The 18,502-nt window shown below is 53.6% G+C and carries 16 protein-coding genes; 11 read left to right on the forward strand and 5 right to left on the reverse strand.

Annotation, left to right across the window (positions count from 1 at the left end):
- Positions 1-261 precede the first annotated feature (261 nt).
- Complete coding sequence (locus FJM65_RS11620) at positions 262-2,088, forward strand: cytochrome c oxidase subunit I (RefSeq protein ID WP_140621685.1); 1,827 nt, start codon at positions 262-264, stop codon at positions 2,086-2,088.
- 64 nt (positions 2,089-2,152) lie between these two features.
- Here the strand turns inward: FJM65_RS11620 and FJM65_RS11625 are convergent, their stop codons facing one another.
- Positions 2,153-3,352, reverse strand: coding sequence for a proline dehydrogenase family protein (locus FJM65_RS11625; protein ID WP_239022932.1), 1,200 nt, complete (start codon positions 3,350-3,352; stop codon positions 2,153-2,155).
- Positions 3,353-3,680: 328 nt separating this feature from the next.
- Between FJM65_RS11625 and FJM65_RS11630 the strand changes: the two genes are divergently transcribed.
- On the forward strand, positions 3,681-4,301 hold the full coding sequence (locus FJM65_RS11630) for a thioredoxin family protein (protein ID WP_140621686.1): 621 nt from the start codon (positions 3,681-3,683) through the stop codon (positions 4,299-4,301).
- A gap of 72 nt (positions 4,302-4,373) precedes the next feature.
- On the forward strand, positions 4,374-5,717 hold the full coding sequence (locus FJM65_RS11635; protein ID WP_140621687.1) for a hypothetical protein: 1,344 nt from the start codon (positions 4,374-4,376) through the stop codon (positions 5,715-5,717).
- Between the two features lie 14 nt (positions 5,718-5,731).
- Here FJM65_RS11635 and FJM65_RS11640 read toward each other — a convergent pair whose 3' ends face one another.
- From FJM65_RS11640 to FJM65_RS11655, 4 genes are all read right to left on the reverse strand, one after another.
- Positions 5,732-6,067, reverse strand: coding sequence for a phosphoribosylpyrophosphate synthetase (locus FJM65_RS11640; protein ID WP_140621688.1), 336 nt, complete (start codon positions 6,065-6,067; stop codon positions 5,732-5,734).
- Positions 6,068-6,116: 49 nt separating this feature from the next.
- The gene (locus tag FJM65_RS11645; protein ID WP_140621689.1) at positions 6,117-6,536 is read right to left on the reverse strand and encodes a hypothetical protein; all 420 of its coding nucleotides are present in this window, start codon (positions 6,534-6,536) and stop codon (positions 6,117-6,119) included.
- Between the two features lie 12 nt (positions 6,537-6,548).
- Positions 6,549-6,944, reverse strand: a complete 396-nt coding sequence (locus tag FJM65_RS11650; protein WP_140621690.1) for a group III truncated hemoglobin — start codon at positions 6,942-6,944, stop codon at positions 6,549-6,551.
- 199 nt (positions 6,945-7,143) lie between these two features.
- On the reverse strand, positions 7,144-10,431 hold the full coding sequence (locus FJM65_RS11655; protein WP_140621691.1) for a vitamin B12-dependent ribonucleotide reductase: 3,288 nt from the start codon (positions 10,429-10,431) through the stop codon (positions 7,144-7,146).
- A gap of 341 nt (positions 10,432-10,772) precedes the next feature.
- Between FJM65_RS11655 and ric the strand changes: the two genes are divergently transcribed.
- From ric to nadB, 8 genes are all read left to right on the forward strand, one after another.
- A complete protein-coding gene (ric, locus tag FJM65_RS11660; RefSeq protein WP_140621692.1) occupies positions 10,773-11,732 on the forward strand; it encodes an iron-sulfur cluster repair di-iron protein in 960 nt (319 codons plus the stop codon).
- A gap of 111 nt (positions 11,733-11,843) precedes the next feature.
- On the forward strand, positions 11,844-12,347 hold the full coding sequence (locus tag FJM65_RS11665) for a hemerythrin domain-containing protein (protein WP_140621693.1): 504 nt from the start codon (positions 11,844-11,846) through the stop codon (positions 12,345-12,347).
- A gap of 2 nt (positions 12,348-12,349) precedes the next feature.
- Positions 12,350-13,162, forward strand: a complete 813-nt coding sequence (locus FJM65_RS11670; protein ID WP_140621694.1) for a DUF2249 domain-containing protein — start codon at positions 12,350-12,352, stop codon at positions 13,160-13,162.
- A 9-nt stretch (positions 13,163-13,171) separates the two neighbouring features.
- Complete coding sequence (locus FJM65_RS11675) at positions 13,172-14,488, forward strand: hypothetical protein (RefSeq protein ID WP_140621695.1); 1,317 nt, start codon at positions 13,172-13,174, stop codon at positions 14,486-14,488.
- The gene (locus tag FJM65_RS11680; protein ID WP_140621696.1) at positions 14,466-14,792 is read left to right on the forward strand and encodes a metal-sulfur cluster assembly factor; all 327 of its coding nucleotides are present in this window, start codon (positions 14,466-14,468) and stop codon (positions 14,790-14,792) included. Before FJM65_RS11675 ends, FJM65_RS11680 begins: the two co-directional genes overlap by 23 nt.
- 40 nt (positions 14,793-14,832) lie before the next feature.
- Positions 14,833-15,285: an RrF2 family transcriptional regulator gene (locus FJM65_RS11685; protein ID WP_140621697.1), complete on the forward strand. Its 453-nt coding sequence runs from the start codon at positions 14,833-14,835 to the stop codon at positions 15,283-15,285.
- Between the two features lie 30 nt (positions 15,286-15,315).
- A complete protein-coding gene (gene nadA / locus FJM65_RS11690) occupies positions 15,316-16,362 on the forward strand; it encodes a quinolinate synthase NadA (RefSeq protein WP_140621698.1) in 1,047 nt (348 codons plus the stop codon).
- Positions 16,363-16,671: 309 nt separating this feature from the next.
- Positions 16,672-18,198 carry an L-aspartate oxidase gene (nadB, locus tag FJM65_RS11695; protein WP_140621699.1) on the forward strand — a complete coding sequence of 509 codons (1,527 nt, stop codon included), beginning with the start codon at positions 16,672-16,674 and terminating at the stop codon, positions 18,196-18,198.
- Positions 18,199-18,502: the final 304 nt, after the last annotated feature.

The following is an 18,502-nucleotide window of genomic DNA, read 5'->3' on the forward strand; positions in this document are numbered from 1 at the left end:
ATAGCTTGCCTCTAGTTGCAGAAAGCGGCGGCTATGGAAGTCTAAAAGCATAAGCGGACGCTTGCGCTAGTCAGAGGCTAGGGAAAGTATAAATGTGCAGCTAGAGCGGCGGCAGGTGCTAATTCCGAGGTTAGATTAACTTTTACCTAGAATAATACATCTTTTGCCCCTGTAAATCAGTATGTAAGGGTTAGTGGCAATTCCGCACAATGCTGCTCCATATTAAGTTGATTTTGTTCTACCTTTTAATATGATGAGCCTATGGCTACCACCGACATCACGCCCAGTGGCGTGCACCCCTTGCATGAAGAGGAGCACGAGCACCACCACAAACTGAGTTTTATCGAGAAATACATTTTCAGCCAGGACCATAAAACTATTGCCAAGCAGTACCTGATAACAGGTATATTCTGGGCTTTTGTGGGAAGTTTCCTGTCGGTGCTGTTCCGGCTGCAGCTGGGCTGGCCCGAGGCTACGTTCACGTTTCTGGAGCCCATTTTAGGAGGCTGGATTGAAAACGGAAAGCTGAACCCCGAGTTCTACCTGGCCATGGTTACCATGCACGGTACCATCATGGTGTTCTTCGTGCTGACGGCGGGCCTGAGCGGTACGTTCTCCAACTTCCTCATTCCGTTGCAGATCGGTGCCCGCGACATGGCATCCGGCTTTATGAACATGCTGTCGTACTGGTTTTTCTTTTTGTCCAGCGTCATCATGTTCATCTCCCTGTTCTTGCCCACAGGCCCTGCGGCCGGCGGCTGGACGGTGTACCCGCCCCTGAGCGTGCTGCCCGAAGCCATTCAGGGCTCGGCGGGCGGCATGACCATGTGGCTCGTGGCGATGGCCTTTTTTATCATTTCAACGCTTTTGGGCGGCATCAACTACATCACCACTGTGTTTAACCTGCGCACCAAGGGCATGTCTATGTCCAAGTTGCCGCTGACGGTGTGGGCACTGTTCCTCACTGCTGTTGTCGGGCTGCTTTCGTTTCCGGTGCTGTTTTCGGCCGCTATCCTGCTGATCTTTGACCGTAGCTTCCATACAAGCTTCTTTTTGTCGGATATATACATTGCCGGCAAGGCGCTCACTAACTCCGGCGGCAGCCCCATTCTGTTTCAGCACCTGTTCTGGTTCCTGGGCCACCCCGAAGTATACATCGTGATTATGCCTGCCTTTGGCATCACTTCAGAGGTAATTGCCACCAACGCCCGCAAGCCTATCTTTGGCTACAGAGCCATGATCGGGTCTTTGATGGGAATTTCAGTGCTGTCGATTGTCGTGTGGGCGCACCACATGTTCGTGTCCGGCATGAACCCCTTTCTGGGCTCGGTGTTCATGTTCCTAACGCTGATTATTGCGGTGCCGTCGGCGGTGAAGGTGTTTAATTGGCTGGCCACGCTTTGGCGCGGAAACATCCGGTTTACCACAGCCATGCTCTTCGCCATCGGCTTTGTATCCATCTTTATCTCCGGCGGCCTGACGGGTATTATACTTGGTAACTCCTCGCTCGACATACAACTGCACGATACCTACTTTGTGGTAGCACACTTCCACATGGTGATGGGTGCGGCGGCCTTCTTCGGGATGTTTTGCGGCGTGTATCACTGGTTCCCGAAGATGTTTGGGCGCATGCTGGACGAGAAGTTGGGCTTTGTGCACTTCTGGCTCACCTTTTTGGCAGTATACCTGGTGTTTTTGCCGATGCACTACGTTGGCATTGCCGGTTTCCCGAGGAGGTACTACAACTGGACAGGTTTTGAGACATTCAACATGTTTACCGACCTGAACACCTTTATTAGCGTGGCGGCCATCATGGGCTTTTTCGCGCAGTTTATTTTCCTGTTCAACTTTATCTATAGTATGTTCTGGGGCCGCAGAGCCACAGCAAACCCCTGGCACTCTAACACACTGGAGTGGACAACGCCGGTAAAACTGGAGCATGGCAACTGGCCGGGTCCGCTGCCTGTGGTGTACCGCTGGCCTTACGACTACAGCAAACCGGGCGCCCCCGAGGATTACATCCCGCAGACGGTGCCGTTCTCCCAGACAACCTCTTCCAACCTGCCTTATGAGCGGGAGAACGAGTGAGCCGTCTATATCTAAAAGCAAAAAAGGTCCGGTAGCTTGCGCAGAAGCTACCGGACCTTTTTTATTATAGGTGGCGACGGCGCATTTCCTGCTGCAGCAGGCTTAGCTCGCGGCCCATCTGCCCCGCAATTGAGGTGTTTTCCTCGGCTCTCCGGATGAGGTAAGGCACGGCGGTGTCAACTTTTCCGTAAGGCAGGTACTTAGAGGCGCTGTAGCCGGCATTGGCCAGGTTATACGTCAGGTTGTCGCTCATGCCATAGAGCTGCGAGAAATGGATGCGCTGGCGGTGGTCGGCGATGCCGTCTTGCCGGATGCGTTGGGTCAGGTATTTTATACTTTGCTCGTTGTGCGTGGCGGCACACAGCTCCACCCGGTGCAGGTGCTCCAGGCACAGGTCTATGGCTGCGTTGTAGCTCTTGTCTGTATCTTCTTTTTTATGGAACACCGGGCAAGGATAGCCTTTCTCTTTTGCCCGCTGCTGCTCCTTCTCCAGGTAGGCGCCCCGCACCAGCTTTATGCCAAGTATAACCGGTTCTCCTTCAAAGCGGTGCAGGCAGTCTTTCAGGTATTTTACGCGATCGGTGCGGTACATTTGCAGCGTGTTGAACACCACAGCGCGGTCCTTGTTGTAGCGGCGCATCATGTCCTCTGCCAAGTCATCCATAGGGGCTTGCATCCAGCACTCCTCCGCATCAATATACACGGTGATGCCGGCTTCGGCGGCTGCTTTGCAGATGCTGTCGAGCCGCTCCCTGGTTCGTTTATGCGCCTCCTGCTCGGCAGGTGTTAGCTGTTGTTTGCCTTGCAGTTTCTCAAAAATGCAGTTGTGCCCGATGCCTGTGAGTTTTACGCTGATGAAGGTAAACGTTTTAGCCTCTTTGGCCAGCGCAATGTTCTGTAGCACCTCATCCCGAACGGCATTGAAGCCATCCTCAGTGTTTTGTGCCTCAGCGGCATAGTCCAGCACGGTCTGTACGTGGGCAGCTGCCAGCTTGTCAATTACCTTCTGCGCTTCCTGCACCGATTCGCCGCCGCAGAAGTGCCTGTACACTGTGTTCCGGATCATCCACTTTATAGGCAGGCCCAGTTGCAGCGCCCAGGTAGTGGCAAAGCCTCCTGCTTTTACCAAGGTGGGGTGGCCCATCATCCTGAAAAGCCAGTAGGCCAGCTTCATTTCATCATCTGTCTTGTTGCAGTAGGTAACTTGTAGGTTTTCCGGATCAAACTGTCCGGGTGTATGCGGTGTAGTAGCGGCAAGCTCCATAGGTATCAGCTTTAAAAGGTTATTAAATCCCAGACTTTGGCTACCCCTGTGTTCGTAAACCTTCGGTTTAAGTTACCCCTCACGTAAAGAGTAATTTGTATTATTTGTAGTTTATTTGCTTGTTGCAGCCATTGTTGTTGCCGTAAGGTAGAGATGTTAGCTAAGGCAAGCGATGCGTTTGGTCAGTGTGCAAAATGATTTTTGTCATGTTGCAAGTATAAAAGGAGGATAACTGATGAAGAATTCGGAAAACATGCTGACGCAGTGATGAATATCATTTTATGGATGGGGCGCTTCTGCTAAGTTTGTAGAGACAAATGATAATCTCATGAAGCATACAGATAAAGCATCCGAAGCTCTGGTAAACCCTATGACCTACCAGGAGTTTAAAGCCCTTTCAGAGGAGTTGGTGGCGCAAAGCAAAACCACCGGCGAGGAACAGAGCGAAGAGAAAATTAACTTTACCAAGCTGAACCAACAGCGTATGAAGCGCGTGGAAAAGCAGTTTGCACTGCAGCCAGCCTTAAAGGCCCTTTTGGACCAGCGACCGCAGCACTGGCAGTGGCTGGTGCTGGTAGAGGCCTGGTGTGGCGACGGAGCGCAGCTATTGCCTGCCATTGCCGCCATTGCCGAAGCAGCCGACCTGGAGCTGACCGTGCTGCTGCGCGACGAAAATCCAGCCCTGATGGATACCTGCCTTACCAACGGCAGCCGCGCCATACCTAAGCTCATCTGCCTGGATGGAGAGACCGGCGAACGCGTGTTTGCCTGGGGGCCGCGGCCAACTGCTATACAGGCGCAGGTAAAGCAGCTGAAAGCCGAGCAACCCGACATCAGCCACGCCGATTTGGTGCAGCAGGTACAACTCTGGTACGCCAAAGACCGCAGCGCCTCTTTGCAGCAGGACCTGGTGCAGGTGCTGCAGGAAGCGCTGGCGCTGGAAGTATAAAACATAATTGCCTTTTAAGCGCATAAAATATAAGTATGATGGCGCATGCCTTTTGGGGCTAAACTCTTACCCATGCAGCGTAACACAGATGCACATATTACCCCAGCCCCCTGGCGGTTGCCGCTGCTCTCGGCTTTGCTGAGTTTGGCGGTGATCGCTTTGCTGGGCCTGCTGTTGCGCTGGACGTTTGTATCGCCTGTGGCTTGGGTAAACTATAAATTTCTGTTGCATGCCCACTCGCATGTGGCCTTGCTGGGCTGGCTGTATCCGGTGTTGTTCATCGCCCTGCTGCACGCGTACCTGCCGCCGGAGATACGCAACAAAAAAGTATACTTCCGGCAGTTCTGGCTGGCGCAGGCGGCGGTGCTGGGCATGCTGCTCAGTTTCCCGGTGCAGGGCTACGCGGCGGTTTCCATTACTTTTTCCACGGTGCATATCCTGCTGAGCTACTGGTTTATACTTCGTTTTCTGAAAGATGCCCGCGCGCAACCTATAAACAGCAAAAAGCACAGCCTGTCGTTCCGATTCGTAAAGGCGGCGCTTTTCTTTTTGGCCTTGTCCTCGCTGGGGCCGTGGGCGATGGGGCCGATCATGGCCACCGGGCACAGTGGCACAGCACTATACTATAACGCCATCTATTTTTACCTGCACTTTCTGTACAACGGCTGGTTTACGTTTGCGGTGCTGGGGCTGCTGTTCTGGCTACTCGAAAAGTATAGTATCAGCTTTAACCGGAAGCATGGCCTGCTGTTTTTCAGGTTGATGTTCTGGGCCTGTTTGCCGGCTTATTTGTTGTCGGTGCTGTGGGTAAAGCCTGATGCTATAGTATACATGCTGGGTGGCGCGGCTGCTTTAACGCAGGTGCTGGCACTGGCGCTGTTGCTTTGGCAGCTCTGGCCGATCAGAAAGCAGGTGCGTACGCTGTTCAGCGGGTGGGGCAGCGGCCTGCTTATACTTTCGGCGCTGGCCTTTATACTTAAAACGCTGATGCAGTTCTCTACCGCCTTCCCCTACATGGCCAATTTGGCGTACAACATCCGGCATTTTATCATCGGTTACCTGCACCTGGTGCTCATCGGGTTTGTGAGCTTTTTTATACTTGCCTGGCTGGCGCAGCAGGGCTGGCTAAGCTTGCGGCAGCGTTTTAGCCGGTGCGGCATCAGCCTTTTTATACTTGCCTTTGTGGGCAGCGAGGCGCTGCTTTTCGGGCAGGGACTGTTTTACTGGCTTGGCTTAGGTGCCATACCAGGCTATAACGAGCTGCTGTTTGGCATAAGCGTGTTTCTGCCAGTCGGCATCCTGCTGTTTTTCGCTGCCCAAATCTGGCACAGGCCTACTGATGCCAAAGCTTGCCCCGAAGCCTTGCAAGGCATCGGGGAGGGCCTTAAAAGCTACGCTGCCGCGGAAAAGCACTAGCCTTTATACTTGGTTTACAGATGGCTTTGCAGGTATTTTACCAGCGATGAGTTGGAGCCGTCAGCATACATCCCGAAGCCGTTCACCACAATACCCTTCGCCTGGTGCTTGTCCGACGAAATGCCAAACACGATCATTTCATCTCCCGGGTCTGAGTCGCCCTCAAAGCGGTATACTTCATCTATCCTGAACTCATCCGGCGATAGGCTGACGGAGGTTTTCTGGCATACCAGGCAATCTTCCTCAGCAAACAACGCAAAATCTATACTATAACCGCGCTTTTTCAAGCCTTGTACAGCTTCGCTAACGGTGTCATAGGTGTGGTCGGTGTTCTTTTTTTCGTTTTTCATGGCAGTATAAATTTTTTTCTGATGCAATAAATACCCGATGCTGCCTTTGCTACAGCAGCTGCATGCCTAAGCTGATCAGGAGAATGACCTTGACCAACTCTGCGCCGACGTAGTAAAAGTGCAGAACCGATTTTGAGACCTGAACGCCAGCCATCACTGACTCGGCCCGCTTGTCCATGGCTGGCAGCAGCCAAACCGTTTGCAGCAGCAGGATAAGTATGGAAGCGAAAAGCAAAAAAGCCGGGCTGATTCCGAACCCGTTGCCTAGCAATAGCAGCGCTAAAGCAACCAAGGCAAAGGCCCATTCCACTTTGTTCAGGCCCCTAAATACCAAGCGGCCAATGCTCAAGCCAACATGTAGCGTAACGCCGGGTGCCCGGAACTTCAGCCAGGCCTCCATAAAACTGATGGCGCTCATGAAGCCTGCCCAAACAAAGGTGACGAGGACGAGATAGGAAGTATAGTTCATGGCTGGTGATGTTTACAGAATCGTTCTGCCGCTGTTCTTTTTGTAGTACTCAATCTTGCTGGAAAACATGTCGGCCATTTTCCGCGCCCGCCACTTGGCCTCTTCGGCTTTAGCGCCGGTAAATAGTTCGTCTATGGTTGTAAAGAAGATTGAGATCCACCTGTCAAAATGCTTAGCGCCAACGGGCAAGGTAATATGTTTTGTGCCCGGGCTGCCCTGGTAGGTAAGTTCCTCCAGCAGCACCGTTTGCCAAAAGCGGTACATAATATCGAGGTGCCGTGGCCAGCGGTCCTGTATCCGTTCGTCAAAGATCGGCCCCAGCAGCTCATCCGCCCGCACGCGGGTATAGAAGGTGTCTACCAGTAACTTGATGTCGTCTAAAGTAAGGATGTCTTGTTTTGGAGTCATGTTGTAAAGTTAAGGCCTGGATCAGGATTTACAGGATTAGAAAAGGATAGACAGGATTTTGTTCAAAGGTGTAAACCCACCCCTAACACCTACGAGGAGGGGAATTGTTGGAAGATCGATCCTTTTCATACTTCTAAATCCTGCAAATCCTGATTCAGAATAAATCATTTTAATCAGTTAAATCACCTTCATCACCGGTTTAGCTACACCCCAAACTATTGCCACAGTTCAGGCATTTGTAGCAAGTGCCGGAGCGGATGGTGATGTGGCCGCAGACGTTGCAGATCGGGGCGTCGCCCATCATGCTGGCCAGCACCTGTTGCGTTTGCTCCATCAACACGGTGCGGCTCTGGGAGACTACTTTGTAGCTCTTGCCGTTGCTTGCTGGGGCTGCCGCAGGCTCCGCTACAGGTGGCGCAGGCAAGGGAACACTTTGACTAACCTCTGGCTCCTCCGGCTTCACATGCACCAGGTCGGTGCGGTTCAGGTACTCATAGGCCAGCAAGCGGAACACGTAATCAAACACCGAAGTGGCCGATTTAATATTGGGGTGCTCCACGCGGCCGGCTGGCTCGAAGCGGGTAAAGGTAAAGCGGTTCACAAACTCCTCCAGCGGCACGCCATACTGCAGCCCCAGCGACACCGAAATGGCAAAGCAATTGAGCATGGACCGGAACGAGGCGCCCTCCTTATACATATCTATAAACAACTCGCCCAACGACCCGTCCGGGTACTCGCCGGTGCGGATGTAAACCGTGTGGCCGTCGATCTTAGCCTTCTGCGTGAAACCGTTGCGCTTGTCGGGTAGTTTGCGGCGCTCCACCATGCGCACCAGTTCCTGTCTAAAACCCTCGTTCGCCGAGTCGGCAAGTATGGATTGAGCAGCTTTCAGGATTTGCTCGGCGTTATACTTTTCGTCGGCGGTGGCGGCAGCAGTAGTTTCCTCAGGCTCGTCCTTCTCTTCGGATTGGGTGCTTTTGGAAGTGAGCGGCTGCGAAAGTTTGCTGCCGTCGCGGTAAATAGAACAGGCTTTCAACCCCAGTTCCCACGACAGTTCATAGCATCGCGCCACGTCCTCCACGCTCACCTCGTTGGGCAGGTTAATTGTTTTAGAGATAGCCCCGGAAATAAACGGCTGCACCGCCGCCATCATGTAAATATGTCCTTCGGCTTTGATGAACCGGGTGCCCTTGCTGCCGCAGCGGTTGGCGCAGTCGAATACCGGGTAGTGCTCCGGTTTTAAGTATGGCGCGCCTTCCACGGTCATGGTGCCGCACACGTAGCTGTTGGCCTCATCAATCTGGCGTGCCGTAAAGCCCAGCGCCTGCAGCAAATTAAAATCAGGGCTGTTATACTTTGTAGCTGTGTAGCCCAATCTTTCCAGGCAATCGGTGCCCAAGGTATAAGCGCTGAACAGCGAGCTTACGTCATAAGCCTTCGGCAGGGCCGCTTCCAGTTGTGCGATCTCTTGTGGTAGAAAACCTTTTTGCAGCAATGTTTCCGGGTTGATGTGCGGCGCACCTTCAAAAGTGCCGTAGCCTTTGGCATAGTTCACGATCGCCTCGCGCTCCTGCAAAGTATAACCCAGCTTCTGCAGCGCCACCGGTATAGACTGGTTGATGATCTTGAAATAGCCGCCTCCGGATAGCTTTTTATACTTTACCAGCGCATAGTCCGGCTCCACGCCAGTGGTATCGCAGTCCATCAGCAAGCCAATGGTTCCGGTTGGCGCGATTACAGAAGCCTGCGCGTTGCGGTAGCCATGCATTTCGCCTTGTGCCAGCGCCTTATCCCATGCATCTTGTGCGGCTTTCAACAGTGGTTTCGGGCACAGCTCCTGATCCAGCCCGATAGGTTTTATACTTAGGCTTTCATACTTACCGGCCTCGTTGTAGGTGGCGTGGCGGTGGTTGCGGATCACGCGCAACATACTTACGCGGTTCGGCTCATACTTGGCAAAGGCACCCAGCGTAGCGGCCATCTCGGCAGAGGTTTTATAAGCGATGCCCGTCATGAGCGAGGTGATGCCGGCGGCCATAGCACGGGCAGCGTCGCTGTCGTAGGGCAGGCCCTGCACCATCAGCAAAGCACCCAGGTTGGCATAGCCCAGGCCTATCGTTCGGTAATCGTAAGAGCGTTGCGCCACAATTTCGGAAGGGAACTGCGCCATCAAAACGGATATCTCCAGCACCACCGTCCAGAGGCGGCAAGCGTGCTCAAAGGCAGCCACATCAAACTCCTGCTTCTCCGCATCAAAAAAGCGCATCAGGTTGAGCGAGGCCAGGTTGCAGGCGGTGTTGTCCAGGAACATGTACTCGGAACAAGGGTTAGACCCTCGTATCGGACCTTCGGCAGGGGAGGTGTGCCACTCGTTTATAGTGGTGTCGAACTGCACGCCGGGGTCGGCGCAGGCCCAAGCGGCCTCGGCTACCTGCTGCCATAGTTTGCGGGCAGGTATGGATTTGAGGACGCTGCCGTCGGTGCGGGCGGTCAGGTGCCAATCTCCGTCAGCATGCAAAGCGTCAAAAAAGTTGTTCGGCACGCGCACCGAGTTGTTGGAGTTCTGTCCCGAAACGGTCTGGTAGGCTTCGCCCTCAAAATCGCCAGCGTAACCGGCCGCAATCAGCGCCGCCACCTTTTTCTCCTCGTCCTTTTTCCAGTTGATGAACTCTTCAATCTCCGGGTGGTCCAGGTCGAGGCTTACCATTTTGGCTGCCCGGCGCGTAGTGCCGCCTGATTTAATGGCCCCAGCCGCGCGGTCGCTCACCTTCAGGAAAGACATGAGACCTGAAGAGCTGCCGCCCCCCGAGAGCGGCTCGTTCCGGCCTCGGATGTTGGAGAAGTTGGTGCCCACGCCAGAGCCATACTTAAAGATGCGCGCCTCCTGCACCAGTAGATCCATAATTCCGCCTTTCTTGGCCAGGTCGTCCTCCACCGAAAGTATGAAACAGGCATGCGGCTGCGGGTGCTCAAACGCCGTGTCTGACTCGCGCAGCTCACCGGTGCCGGGATCCACGTAAAAGTGCCCCTGCGACTTTCCTTTTATCCCATAAGATTCATACAGGCCCGTGTTGAACCACTGCGGCGAGTTGGGCGCGGCATACTGGCCCAGCAACATATACACCAGCTCCTCATAAAATACCTGCGCATCAGCCTCCTTTTTAAAATAGCCATACTTCAGGCCCCATTTCTGCCAGCAGTTCACCAGTCGGTGCACCACCTGCTTTACCGATTTCTCGGAGCCGGTGCTGCCGTCGGGTTGCGGCACGCCGGCGCGGCGCAGGTATTTCTGGGCCAATATGTCGGTGGCGATCTGCGACCATTGCGCCGGCACCTCTACGTCCTGCAGCTCGGCCACCACGTCGCCGGTGGGGTTGCGGATGGTGGAGGAGCGGAGCTCGTAGCGGAACTGGTCGTAAGCGCTTTGCCCGGCTTGGGTAAAGTGGCGGGAGAAGGAGAGGCCGGGGCGTGTGTCAGGTTTTTTCATAAAAGGTTAGCGGTTAAAGGATGAGGGGATATATCTATATAGTTGCAAGCTATGTTTTCCTCAAAAGCCGGGGGATGAGCAAGGTCACCGGCTGAAATGACATCGGTCATTTTCATGGCCTATACTTTAAATTATACTTGCATATAAGATTTAAGTAACTGGAAACCATGTTTATATAAGTTGTTTAGCGAGGTTTTCAGGAGGATGTATTTACAACTATAACCTGGGATAAAGATAGGACGTAAAATAAAATAATAAAATACCTTTAACTCTTTTGTTTTAAAATTACCTCACATACCTTTACCCCGGAGATTGATTAAAAGACCAAATAATTATCTAAAATGGAAACTACACAGACAATAGAAACCCTCGACGTAACGGTGCTGGAGCCACGCATGAAGCACCCTACCATTTTCCAGTGGTTCGACAACCTGAAAGGCGGCGAGGCCTTCATCATCCATAACGACCACGACCCAAAACCGCTGTACTACCAGCTGCTGGGCGAGCGCGGAAACGTGTTTAAGTGGGAGTACCTGGAGCAAGGTCCGGAAGTATGGGAAGTGAGAATCTCTAAGCTGACGCCGGAAGAAGGGGATACCGTGGGCAAACTGGTAGCCAGGGATTACCGAAAGGCGCAGGTGTTCAAGAAATATGGCATCGACTTCTGCTGTGGCGGCAAGAAATCGGTGAAACAGGTGTGCGCTGAGAAAGGCATCAGCCAGGACGAACTGGAGGCAGAACTTATTGCCATGGACGAGGCCGAGAAGGCACGCGATGCCGAGTATGATAAGTGGGAGCTGGGCTTTCTGGCCGATTACATCGTGAACATGCACCACAAGTATGTGCGGGAGGCGATACCGGCGCTGTACGAGTATACTACCAAAATTGCCCGCGTGCACGGCAGCCGCCACCCGGAGCTGCTGGAGGTGGTGAAGCACTTCACAAATGTGGCCAACGAGCTGGAGTCGCACATGCCGAAAGAGGAGCGCGTGCTGTTCCCCTACATCAAGCAACTGGAAGAGGCCAAGAAAAGCGGCGTGAAAATGGAACCGGCCGGTTTTGGCTCTATCCAGAACCCGATCAACATGATGGAGATGGAGCACGAGAGCGCCGGTGGTGAGCTGGAGAAAATCCGGGAGCTGACCAATGGCTACACACTGCCAGCCGACGCCTGCGCCACCTACACCGTTGCCTTTAAGAAACTGAAGGAGTTTGAAGATGACCTTTTCCGCCACATCCACCTGGAGAACAACATCCTGTTCCCGAAAGCTGTGGAGCTGGAGAAGGAAGTGTTGAAGTAGAAAACCCCACCCCAGCCCTCCCCTAAAAACAGGGTAGGGTGCTAAGAAAAATTCCCCCTCCTGTTTTTAGGAGGGGGTTAGGGGGAGGTTAAACCAATAATACCCACGATCATGAAAAAGACGATCGCACCGCAGAAGAGAGATAAAAGCCTTGTTCCACTTTCCAGAGAGCACCACTTTGGGTTGCTGTTTGCCTGGAAACTGCGCCAGGGGCTGAAGAACGGAACCAACCTGGAAGTGATGCGCAGCTACGTGCGCTACTTCTGGAACAACATCCTGAAAGAACATTGCCAGGAGGAGGAGTGGCTGCTGGAGCGGCTGCTGCCAAGTGATGACACGCAACGCGCAAGGCTGCAGGAAGAGCACAAACTGATTGAGGCGCTGGTGGAGCTGATAGAGGACGGCTGCCCGATGAACAAAGATCTGTTTAAGGTGCTGGACCAGGACCTGGTGGACCATATCCGCTGGGAGGAACGCGAGTTGTTTCCGTACCTGCAGGCCGTGGCGCACTCCGATGACCTGGAGCTGGCCGGGGAACTGCTGGCGCACAAGCACGACCCGCGCGTGGATGCGTTTACGCCGGAGTTCTGGATAGCCAAACCTAAAAGCGAATAGCCATGCAGATAGCGGCCAACACCAAGATCTCAGCGCTGATAAAGGAAAATCCCGCTGCCATAGAGGCCATTGCCAGTATAAACAAGCACTTTGAGAAGCTGCGCAACCCGCTGCTGCGCAAGGTGCTGGCCTCCAGGGTAACCATCGCCGACGCGGCCCGCATTGGCGGTTGCGAAGTAGAGCGGTTCTATGAGAAACTGGAGCCGCTGGGCTTTACCGTGAGCAATATCACCAAAACCGAAAAGGCCATGCCTGAACCAACTATAGTTGCCTCTGAGATGCCCGCCGCGCTGGCGAAGCTGAACGTGATCACGCTGGATGTGTGCGAGGATATCGCCACCGGCAACGATCCGTTCCTGAAGATTATGGATGCCGTGGACAGGATAGAGGATACTAGCGCACTGCTGATCATTAATACCTTTGAACCTACGCCGCTCATCGCCATCCTTAAAAAGAAAGGCTATAGTTACTTTACTGATGTCAAGTCGCCGGAGCTGGTGCATACTTACTTTTGGCAGGAGAGCGCTGCGGAAACGAAGGCAGAAGAAAGTATAAAACCTGCCGGCAACAGCTTTGAAGATGCCTTGGCCAGGTTTGCCGGCAAGGTAAAGCGCGTGGACGTGCGCCACCTGGAAATGCCGCAGCCCATGATAATCATACTGGGTGAGCTGGAATACTTACCGGCCGGAGAGGCGCTGTACGTGGCGCACAAGCGGGTGCCGCAGTTCCTGTTGCCGCAACTGGAGGAGCGCGGCTTTGAGGTGGCCATTAATGAGGTTGGCCCGAACGAAGTATACTTATTAATCTATAAATAAAAAATTACCATGAGCGCTGCCACTACATCTAACTCGCCGGGCAAATGGGTTGTGCTGCCGCACTACGCGTTTGCTGCCCTGGCATTTGTGGCCCTGAGCGTACTGTTGCTTTTCTCCACCGATGCCTTCAGCGGCCACTACTTCCATCCCAAACTGCTGACCCTGACGCACGTTGCCGCGCTTGGCTGGGCCACTATGCTCATTTTCGGGGCGCTGTACCAGCTGCTGCCGGTGGTGCTGGAGTGCAAACTTTACTCTGAGAAACTGGCCACGGCTGCCTTCGGATTTCTGGGCATTGGTACCATACTTCTGGGCTGGAGCTTCTGGCATTTTGAGCTGGGCTGGGTACTGCATGTGGCGGCCTGCAGCCTGGTCATCTCCTTTACACTTTTCAATATAAACGTGGTGCAAACGGCCCGCAAAGCACCGAAGTGGACTATAGAGTCTGATTTTATCGTTACCTCGGCTATCTGGCTGCTGGTAACCGGGCTGGTGGGGCTTCTGATGGCGGTAAATTTTACGATGCCTTTTCTGCCCGTAGAGCACACGCATTACCTGAAGCTGCACGCGCACATTGGCATGGCCGGCTGGTTTTTGCTGCTGATAATCGGGGTAGGGTCTAAGCTGATCCCGATGTTTTTGCTGGCGCACCACGAGGATACCAAAAAACTCAACTGGTCTTACAACCTCATCAATGCGGGGCTGATCCTGTTTATATTGGATCACCTGCTGTTTCATACGTCGCTGCTGCCTGTGTATGCGGTGCTGGTTATAGCTGGGGTGGCGCTCTTCTTATTATACCTGCGCGATGCCGCTAAAACACGCCAGCGCCAGGACCTGGACCTGGACCTGGGCATGAAACAGACGTTTGTGTCGCTGGCCCTGCTCCTGTTGCCGCTTGTACTGGTACTGGTGGTGAGTAGCAAACTGGAGCTGCCGCAATTGTTGCTGTCGTCTGTTTACCTGGTGTATGGCATCTCGGTTTTCTTCGGGTTTATCTCGGCGCTTATCTTGGGGCAAACGTTTAAAACACTGCCCTTCATCGTCTGGATGCACGCTTACGAGGGCTATGTCGGCCGCTTTAAAACGCCGCTCCCCAAAGACCTATACAGCCATACCATACTGCGCTGGCAAAACATCAGCTACCTACTTGGGTTTATACTTTTAGTGGCGGGTGTGCTGCTCCGCAGCGAGCAACTTATATTGGGCGGGGCCATTGGGTTTACCATCACCTCGCTGCTATACACGGCCAACGTGTTCCATCTGCTGCTGCATAAAGTTCACGACTTAAAACCTTTTACCTATGGAAACGCAAAAGCTGCCTGAGGATTTCGGCCAGGAGGTTTTCGAGACCCTGAAGTATATCATCGACCCGGAAGTGGGCATAAACATCGTTGATTTGGGGCTGGTATATGAGGTGAGCCTTAGCGAAGAGGGCGAGTTGACCGTAGACCTGACCCTGACCACGCCGGGCTGCCCCATGAGTGGAACTATAAAAACGGCTACGGAGCAAATACTTCTAAAGCGCTTCCCGAGCCTCAACGTAAAAATTAACCTGGTATGGTCGCCGCCGTGGAGCACCGACATGATTACCGAAGAAGGTATGCGGCAGTTGGAAGGGAAGGTGTAACTTGCGGCCGTGTTAGTGTTAGACGAACAGAGAATTACAGATGCTATTATCTAAAACAACAGAATATGCCCTGCGCGCCATTGTGTACATCGCCCTGAACGATGCACAGGGGCTAAAAGTGGGGATAAAAGATATTGCCAAAGAGCTGGAACTGCCGGCGCACTTTATGGGCAAGATCCTGCAGGACCTGGTGCGCAAAGGCGTGATCTCCTCTATGAAAGGCCCGGGCGGCGGATTTTTCCTGCACAGGCAGGCCAGCGACATCAGCATTTTGGAGGTCGTGCGCACCATTGATGGGCTGGAGGCCTTCCGCAAGTGTGGCATGGGCATGAAACAATGCTCCGACACGCACCCCTGCCCGCTGCACGACGATATCAAGGCGTACCGGGATCAAATGCTGAAGGTGTTCAGTTCCAAAACCATACAGACGCTGGTGGATGGCATCAACTCCGGCAATTATTTCATCACAAACCTGCACGAAGTGGAATCATAAACGATCATCCTGCTAATCTAACGTAACACAATGCTTACTACCCCAACCAAAGGCGCGTTTCTGCAGAAACTTGGCGCCATGAATCCTGCTGCCTTTTCTGAACAAGAAGAAGCTGAAATGCTGGCTGCCGTGGAAGAGATACGGGAGCTGAAGCGCCAGAAAAACGCCGTTATCCTGTCGCACTTTTACATGCCTGCTGAGCTGCAGGTAAAGCACGAAGACGGTGGCATCGCCGACTTTGTGGGCGACTCGCTTGGCCTGAGCGCGGCGGCCAAAAACGTGGAAGCGGATAACATCATCTTCTGCGGCGTGAAGTTTATGGCCGAGACCGCCAAGATCCTGAACCCAGCCAAACAGGTGCTGCTGCCCAGCTTTGACGCCGGTTGCTCGCTGGCCGAAAGTATAACCGGGGCCGATGTGCGCCAACTGAAGGCACAGTACCCGGGTGTGCCGGTGGTGGCCTACATCAACACCTACGCCGAAACCAAGGCCGAAGCCGACATCTGCTGCACTTCCCGCAACGCCCTGGATATTGCCCGCTCGCTGGGCTGCGATAAACTCATCTTTTTGCCCGACCTCTTCATGGGCCGCAACCTGCAAACCAAAATAAAAGCTGAGACAGGCAAAGAACTTATACTTTGGGAAGGCAAATGCGAGGTGCACGAGCAATTTACGCCGCAGCGCATCAACGGCCTGAAGCTGATGTACCCTGAGGCGCAGGTGCTGGTGCACTGGGAGGTGCCCGACAATACCGTAGCTGACGCCCTGACAGGAGCCGGTGGCGTGGTAGGCAGCACCTCCGACATTATCCGTTTTGTAGGCGAGAGCCAAAACCGCCAGTTTATACTTGGCTCTGAGTGTGATTTAGGCGCTACGCTGCGCGGCATGTATCCGGAGAAGGAATTCATCGTGCCCTGCATTAAGTGTCCGCACATGAAGCGGATAACGATACAGAACACACTGGAGGCTCTGCGAGCAATCGGTACTGAAAAAGAGAGCCTGTTCCAAATAAGGCTGGAGAAGGAAATCATGAAGCGGGCCCTGGCTCCGATAGAAAGAATGCTGGCTTTTTCTTGACCTCCCCCCAACCCCCTCCTAAAAACAGGAGGGGGAGCTTACTAATATTTACACATCATGCCGCCAGTTTGTAACTGGTGGTGTAAATGATGTTGAGTTTGTAACTCAACAGGCTTGGAGAGCCAAGTTAAATTATGTTCGGCAGCTATGACATGTAAAAAACTATAGTTTGGGCCTCTGGCCCAATCGGATTGCAAATCAGACACTATTGCAAGACACGGGTTGCAAACCCGCGCCAGCACATAGTAGAAAATATAAAAAAATACCGGTTCCCCTCCTGTTGTTAGGAGGGGGGCTGGGGGAGGTAAAATGCGACACTTTGATTTTGTAGTGATCGGCAGTGGCATAGCGGGGCTTTCCTTTGCCCTGGAAGCCGCTGCGCATGGCCGTGTGGCGGTAGTTTGCAAAGCTGCCCTTCCTGAAACAAATACCATGTACGCGCAGGGCGGCATTGCTGCGGTTTTAAGCTCCATAGATTCGTTTGAACAGCATGTGCAGGACACGCTGACTGCCGGCGCCGGCCTTTGCGACGAGGCAGCGGTGCGGTTTATGGTGGAGCGGGCACCCAAAAGTATAAAATGGCTACAGAAGCAAGGCGTGCTTTTTGACGAAGGCAGGCAAGCAAGTATAGCTTTAGGCCTGGAAGGCGGTCACAGCCAGCATCGCATCGTGCACGTGAAAGACCATACCGGCCTAAGCGTGCAACAGGCGCTGGGGCAGGCGGCGCGGCAGCACAAAAACATCATTGTACTGGAGCACCACATGGGTCTGGAGCTACTGCTGCAGCACAACACCTGCCACGGCGTGCAGCTACTGCACCTGAAGACCGGTAAGGCAACGGCCATACTTGCCAAAGCGGTGGTATTGGCCACAGGCGGCTCCGGGCAGGTGTACCAGCACACCACCAACCCCCCTATAGCTACCGGCGACGGGCTGGCGATGGCTTACCGCGCAGGCGCTAGGATCAGCAACATGGAGTTCTTTCAGTTTCACCCCACTGCGCTATATAATCCTGCCTCTGAAGACACTTTCCTGATAAGTGAGGCGCTGCGTGGGGCGGGGGCCGAGTTGGTGTTGCCCGATGGTAATTCGTTTATGCACCGTTACCACCCGCAGGGTTCGCTGGCCCCGCGCGATGTGGTGGCCCGGGCGGTGTACCATGAAATGCAACAACATAATTCGCCAAATTTATACTTAGACGCGCGCCACCTGCAGGAGGGGCACCTGCAGCAACATTTCCCGCTTATCTATAGCAAGTGTAAAAGTATAGGCATAGATGCCGCTGCGGAGCTTATACCGGTGGTGCCGGCGGCGCATTACCAGTGCGGCGGCGTATGCACAGACCTGCACGGGCAGACATCGGTGCCGGGCTTGTATGCCGTAGGCGAGGTGGCCTGTACCGGTGTGCACGGTGCCAACCGCCTGGCCAGCAACTCGCTGCTGGAGGGGCTGGTATTCGGCAAGGCGGCAGCGGCGCATGCGGTGGCAGGGCAACGTGTAAAGTATAAATCAACAGAAAGTATGGAAGTGCCTTTCGTTCCAAGTATAACTGTAGCCCCGCCGTTGCCAGCCGTGCAAAGTATAAAAACTGAGCTGCGGCAGCTGATGTGGGAGAAAGTAGGTATCACGCGCACTTGTGAGCATTTGTGGCAGGCACGGCAGCAGGTAGAGGAGCTAAGGCAGAACCTGGAAAGTATAACAGCAACCAGGCCTACTCCGGAAGTATGGGAACTGCGAAACCTGCTTACCGTTGCTGCCATTACCGTGGAGGCTTGCCTGGGCAGGAAACAAAGTGTAGGCGGGCACTACCTGGAGCATGAACTCGCACTTCCCTAAAAGGTAGTGACAACATCGTCGGGGGAGTATGCTGAAAGTGATAACGCAGAATTGCACTGTGTATTTTGGTTGTTGCTGGATAATTACGTTTAAAGTTTGTAGTGTAGGAATTGATAGGACGATCGCTGTATATTAGCGGCGGCTACACGGGCTGTAGCCTTAAATAATTCCTAAACATGAGCTCCATGAAGTATAAATTTGTAAGCCTCCTGTGCATGCTGTTGGCGGTGGTTGCGCTGTCCTCGTGCCATATCTCCCGAAAAAGAACGGATAGAGCAGGAAAGGTGATTGTAGTGAGCAAAGA

The organism is Pontibacter mangrovi (assembly GCF_006385705.1).
GTDB lineage: Bacteria > Bacteroidota > Bacteroidia > Cytophagales > Hymenobacteraceae > Pontibacter > Pontibacter mangrovi.

Excerpts from the sequence above, each read along its gene's own strand:
- FJM65_RS11625 (WP_239022932.1), bottom strand. The coding sequence starts at position 3,352 with ATGGAGCTTGCCGCTACTACACCGCATACACCCGGACAGTTTGATCCG.
- FJM65_RS11645 (WP_140621689.1), bottom strand. The coding sequence starts at position 6,536 with ATGAACTATACTTCCTATCTCGTCCTCGTCACCTTTGTTTGGGCAGGC.
- nadB (WP_140621699.1), top strand. The coding sequence starts at position 16,672 with ATGCGACACTTTGATTTTGTAGTGATCGGCAGTGGCATAGCGGGGCTT.
- FJM65_RS11675 (WP_140621695.1), top strand. The coding sequence starts at position 13,172 with ATGAGCGCTGCCACTACATCTAACTCGCCGGGCAAATGGGTTGTGCTG.
- FJM65_RS11620 (WP_140621685.1), top strand. The coding sequence starts at position 262 with ATGGCTACCACCGACATCACGCCCAGTGGCGTGCACCCCTTGCATGAA.
- FJM65_RS11665 (WP_140621693.1), top strand. The coding sequence starts at position 11,844 with ATGAAAAAGACGATCGCACCGCAGAAGAGAGATAAAAGCCTTGTTCCA.
- FJM65_RS11670 (WP_140621694.1), top strand. The coding sequence starts at position 12,350 with ATGCAGATAGCGGCCAACACCAAGATCTCAGCGCTGATAAAGGAAAAT.
- FJM65_RS11635 (WP_140621687.1), top strand. The coding sequence starts at position 4,374 with ATGCAGCGTAACACAGATGCACATATTACCCCAGCCCCCTGGCGGTTG.
- FJM65_RS11685 (WP_140621697.1), top strand. The coding sequence starts at position 14,833 with ATGCTATTATCTAAAACAACAGAATATGCCCTGCGCGCCATTGTGTAC.
- FJM65_RS11650 (WP_140621690.1), bottom strand. The coding sequence starts at position 6,944 with ATGACTCCAAAACAAGACATCCTTACTTTAGACGACATCAAGTTACTG.
- nadA (WP_140621698.1), top strand. The coding sequence starts at position 15,316 with ATGCTTACTACCCCAACCAAAGGCGCGTTTCTGCAGAAACTTGGCGCC.
- ric (WP_140621692.1), top strand. The coding sequence starts at position 10,773 with ATGGAAACTACACAGACAATAGAAACCCTCGACGTAACGGTGCTGGAG.
- FJM65_RS11680 (WP_140621696.1), top strand. The coding sequence starts at position 14,466 with ATGGAAACGCAAAAGCTGCCTGAGGATTTCGGCCAGGAGGTTTTCGAG.
- FJM65_RS11655 (WP_140621691.1), bottom strand. The coding sequence starts at position 10,431 with ATGAAAAAACCTGACACACGCCCCGGCCTCTCCTTCTCCCGCCACTTT.
- FJM65_RS11640 (WP_140621688.1), bottom strand. The coding sequence starts at position 6,067 with ATGAAAAACGAAAAAAAGAACACCGACCACACCTATGACACCGTTAGC.
- FJM65_RS11630 (WP_140621686.1), top strand. The coding sequence starts at position 3,681 with ATGAAGCATACAGATAAAGCATCCGAAGCTCTGGTAAACCCTATGACC.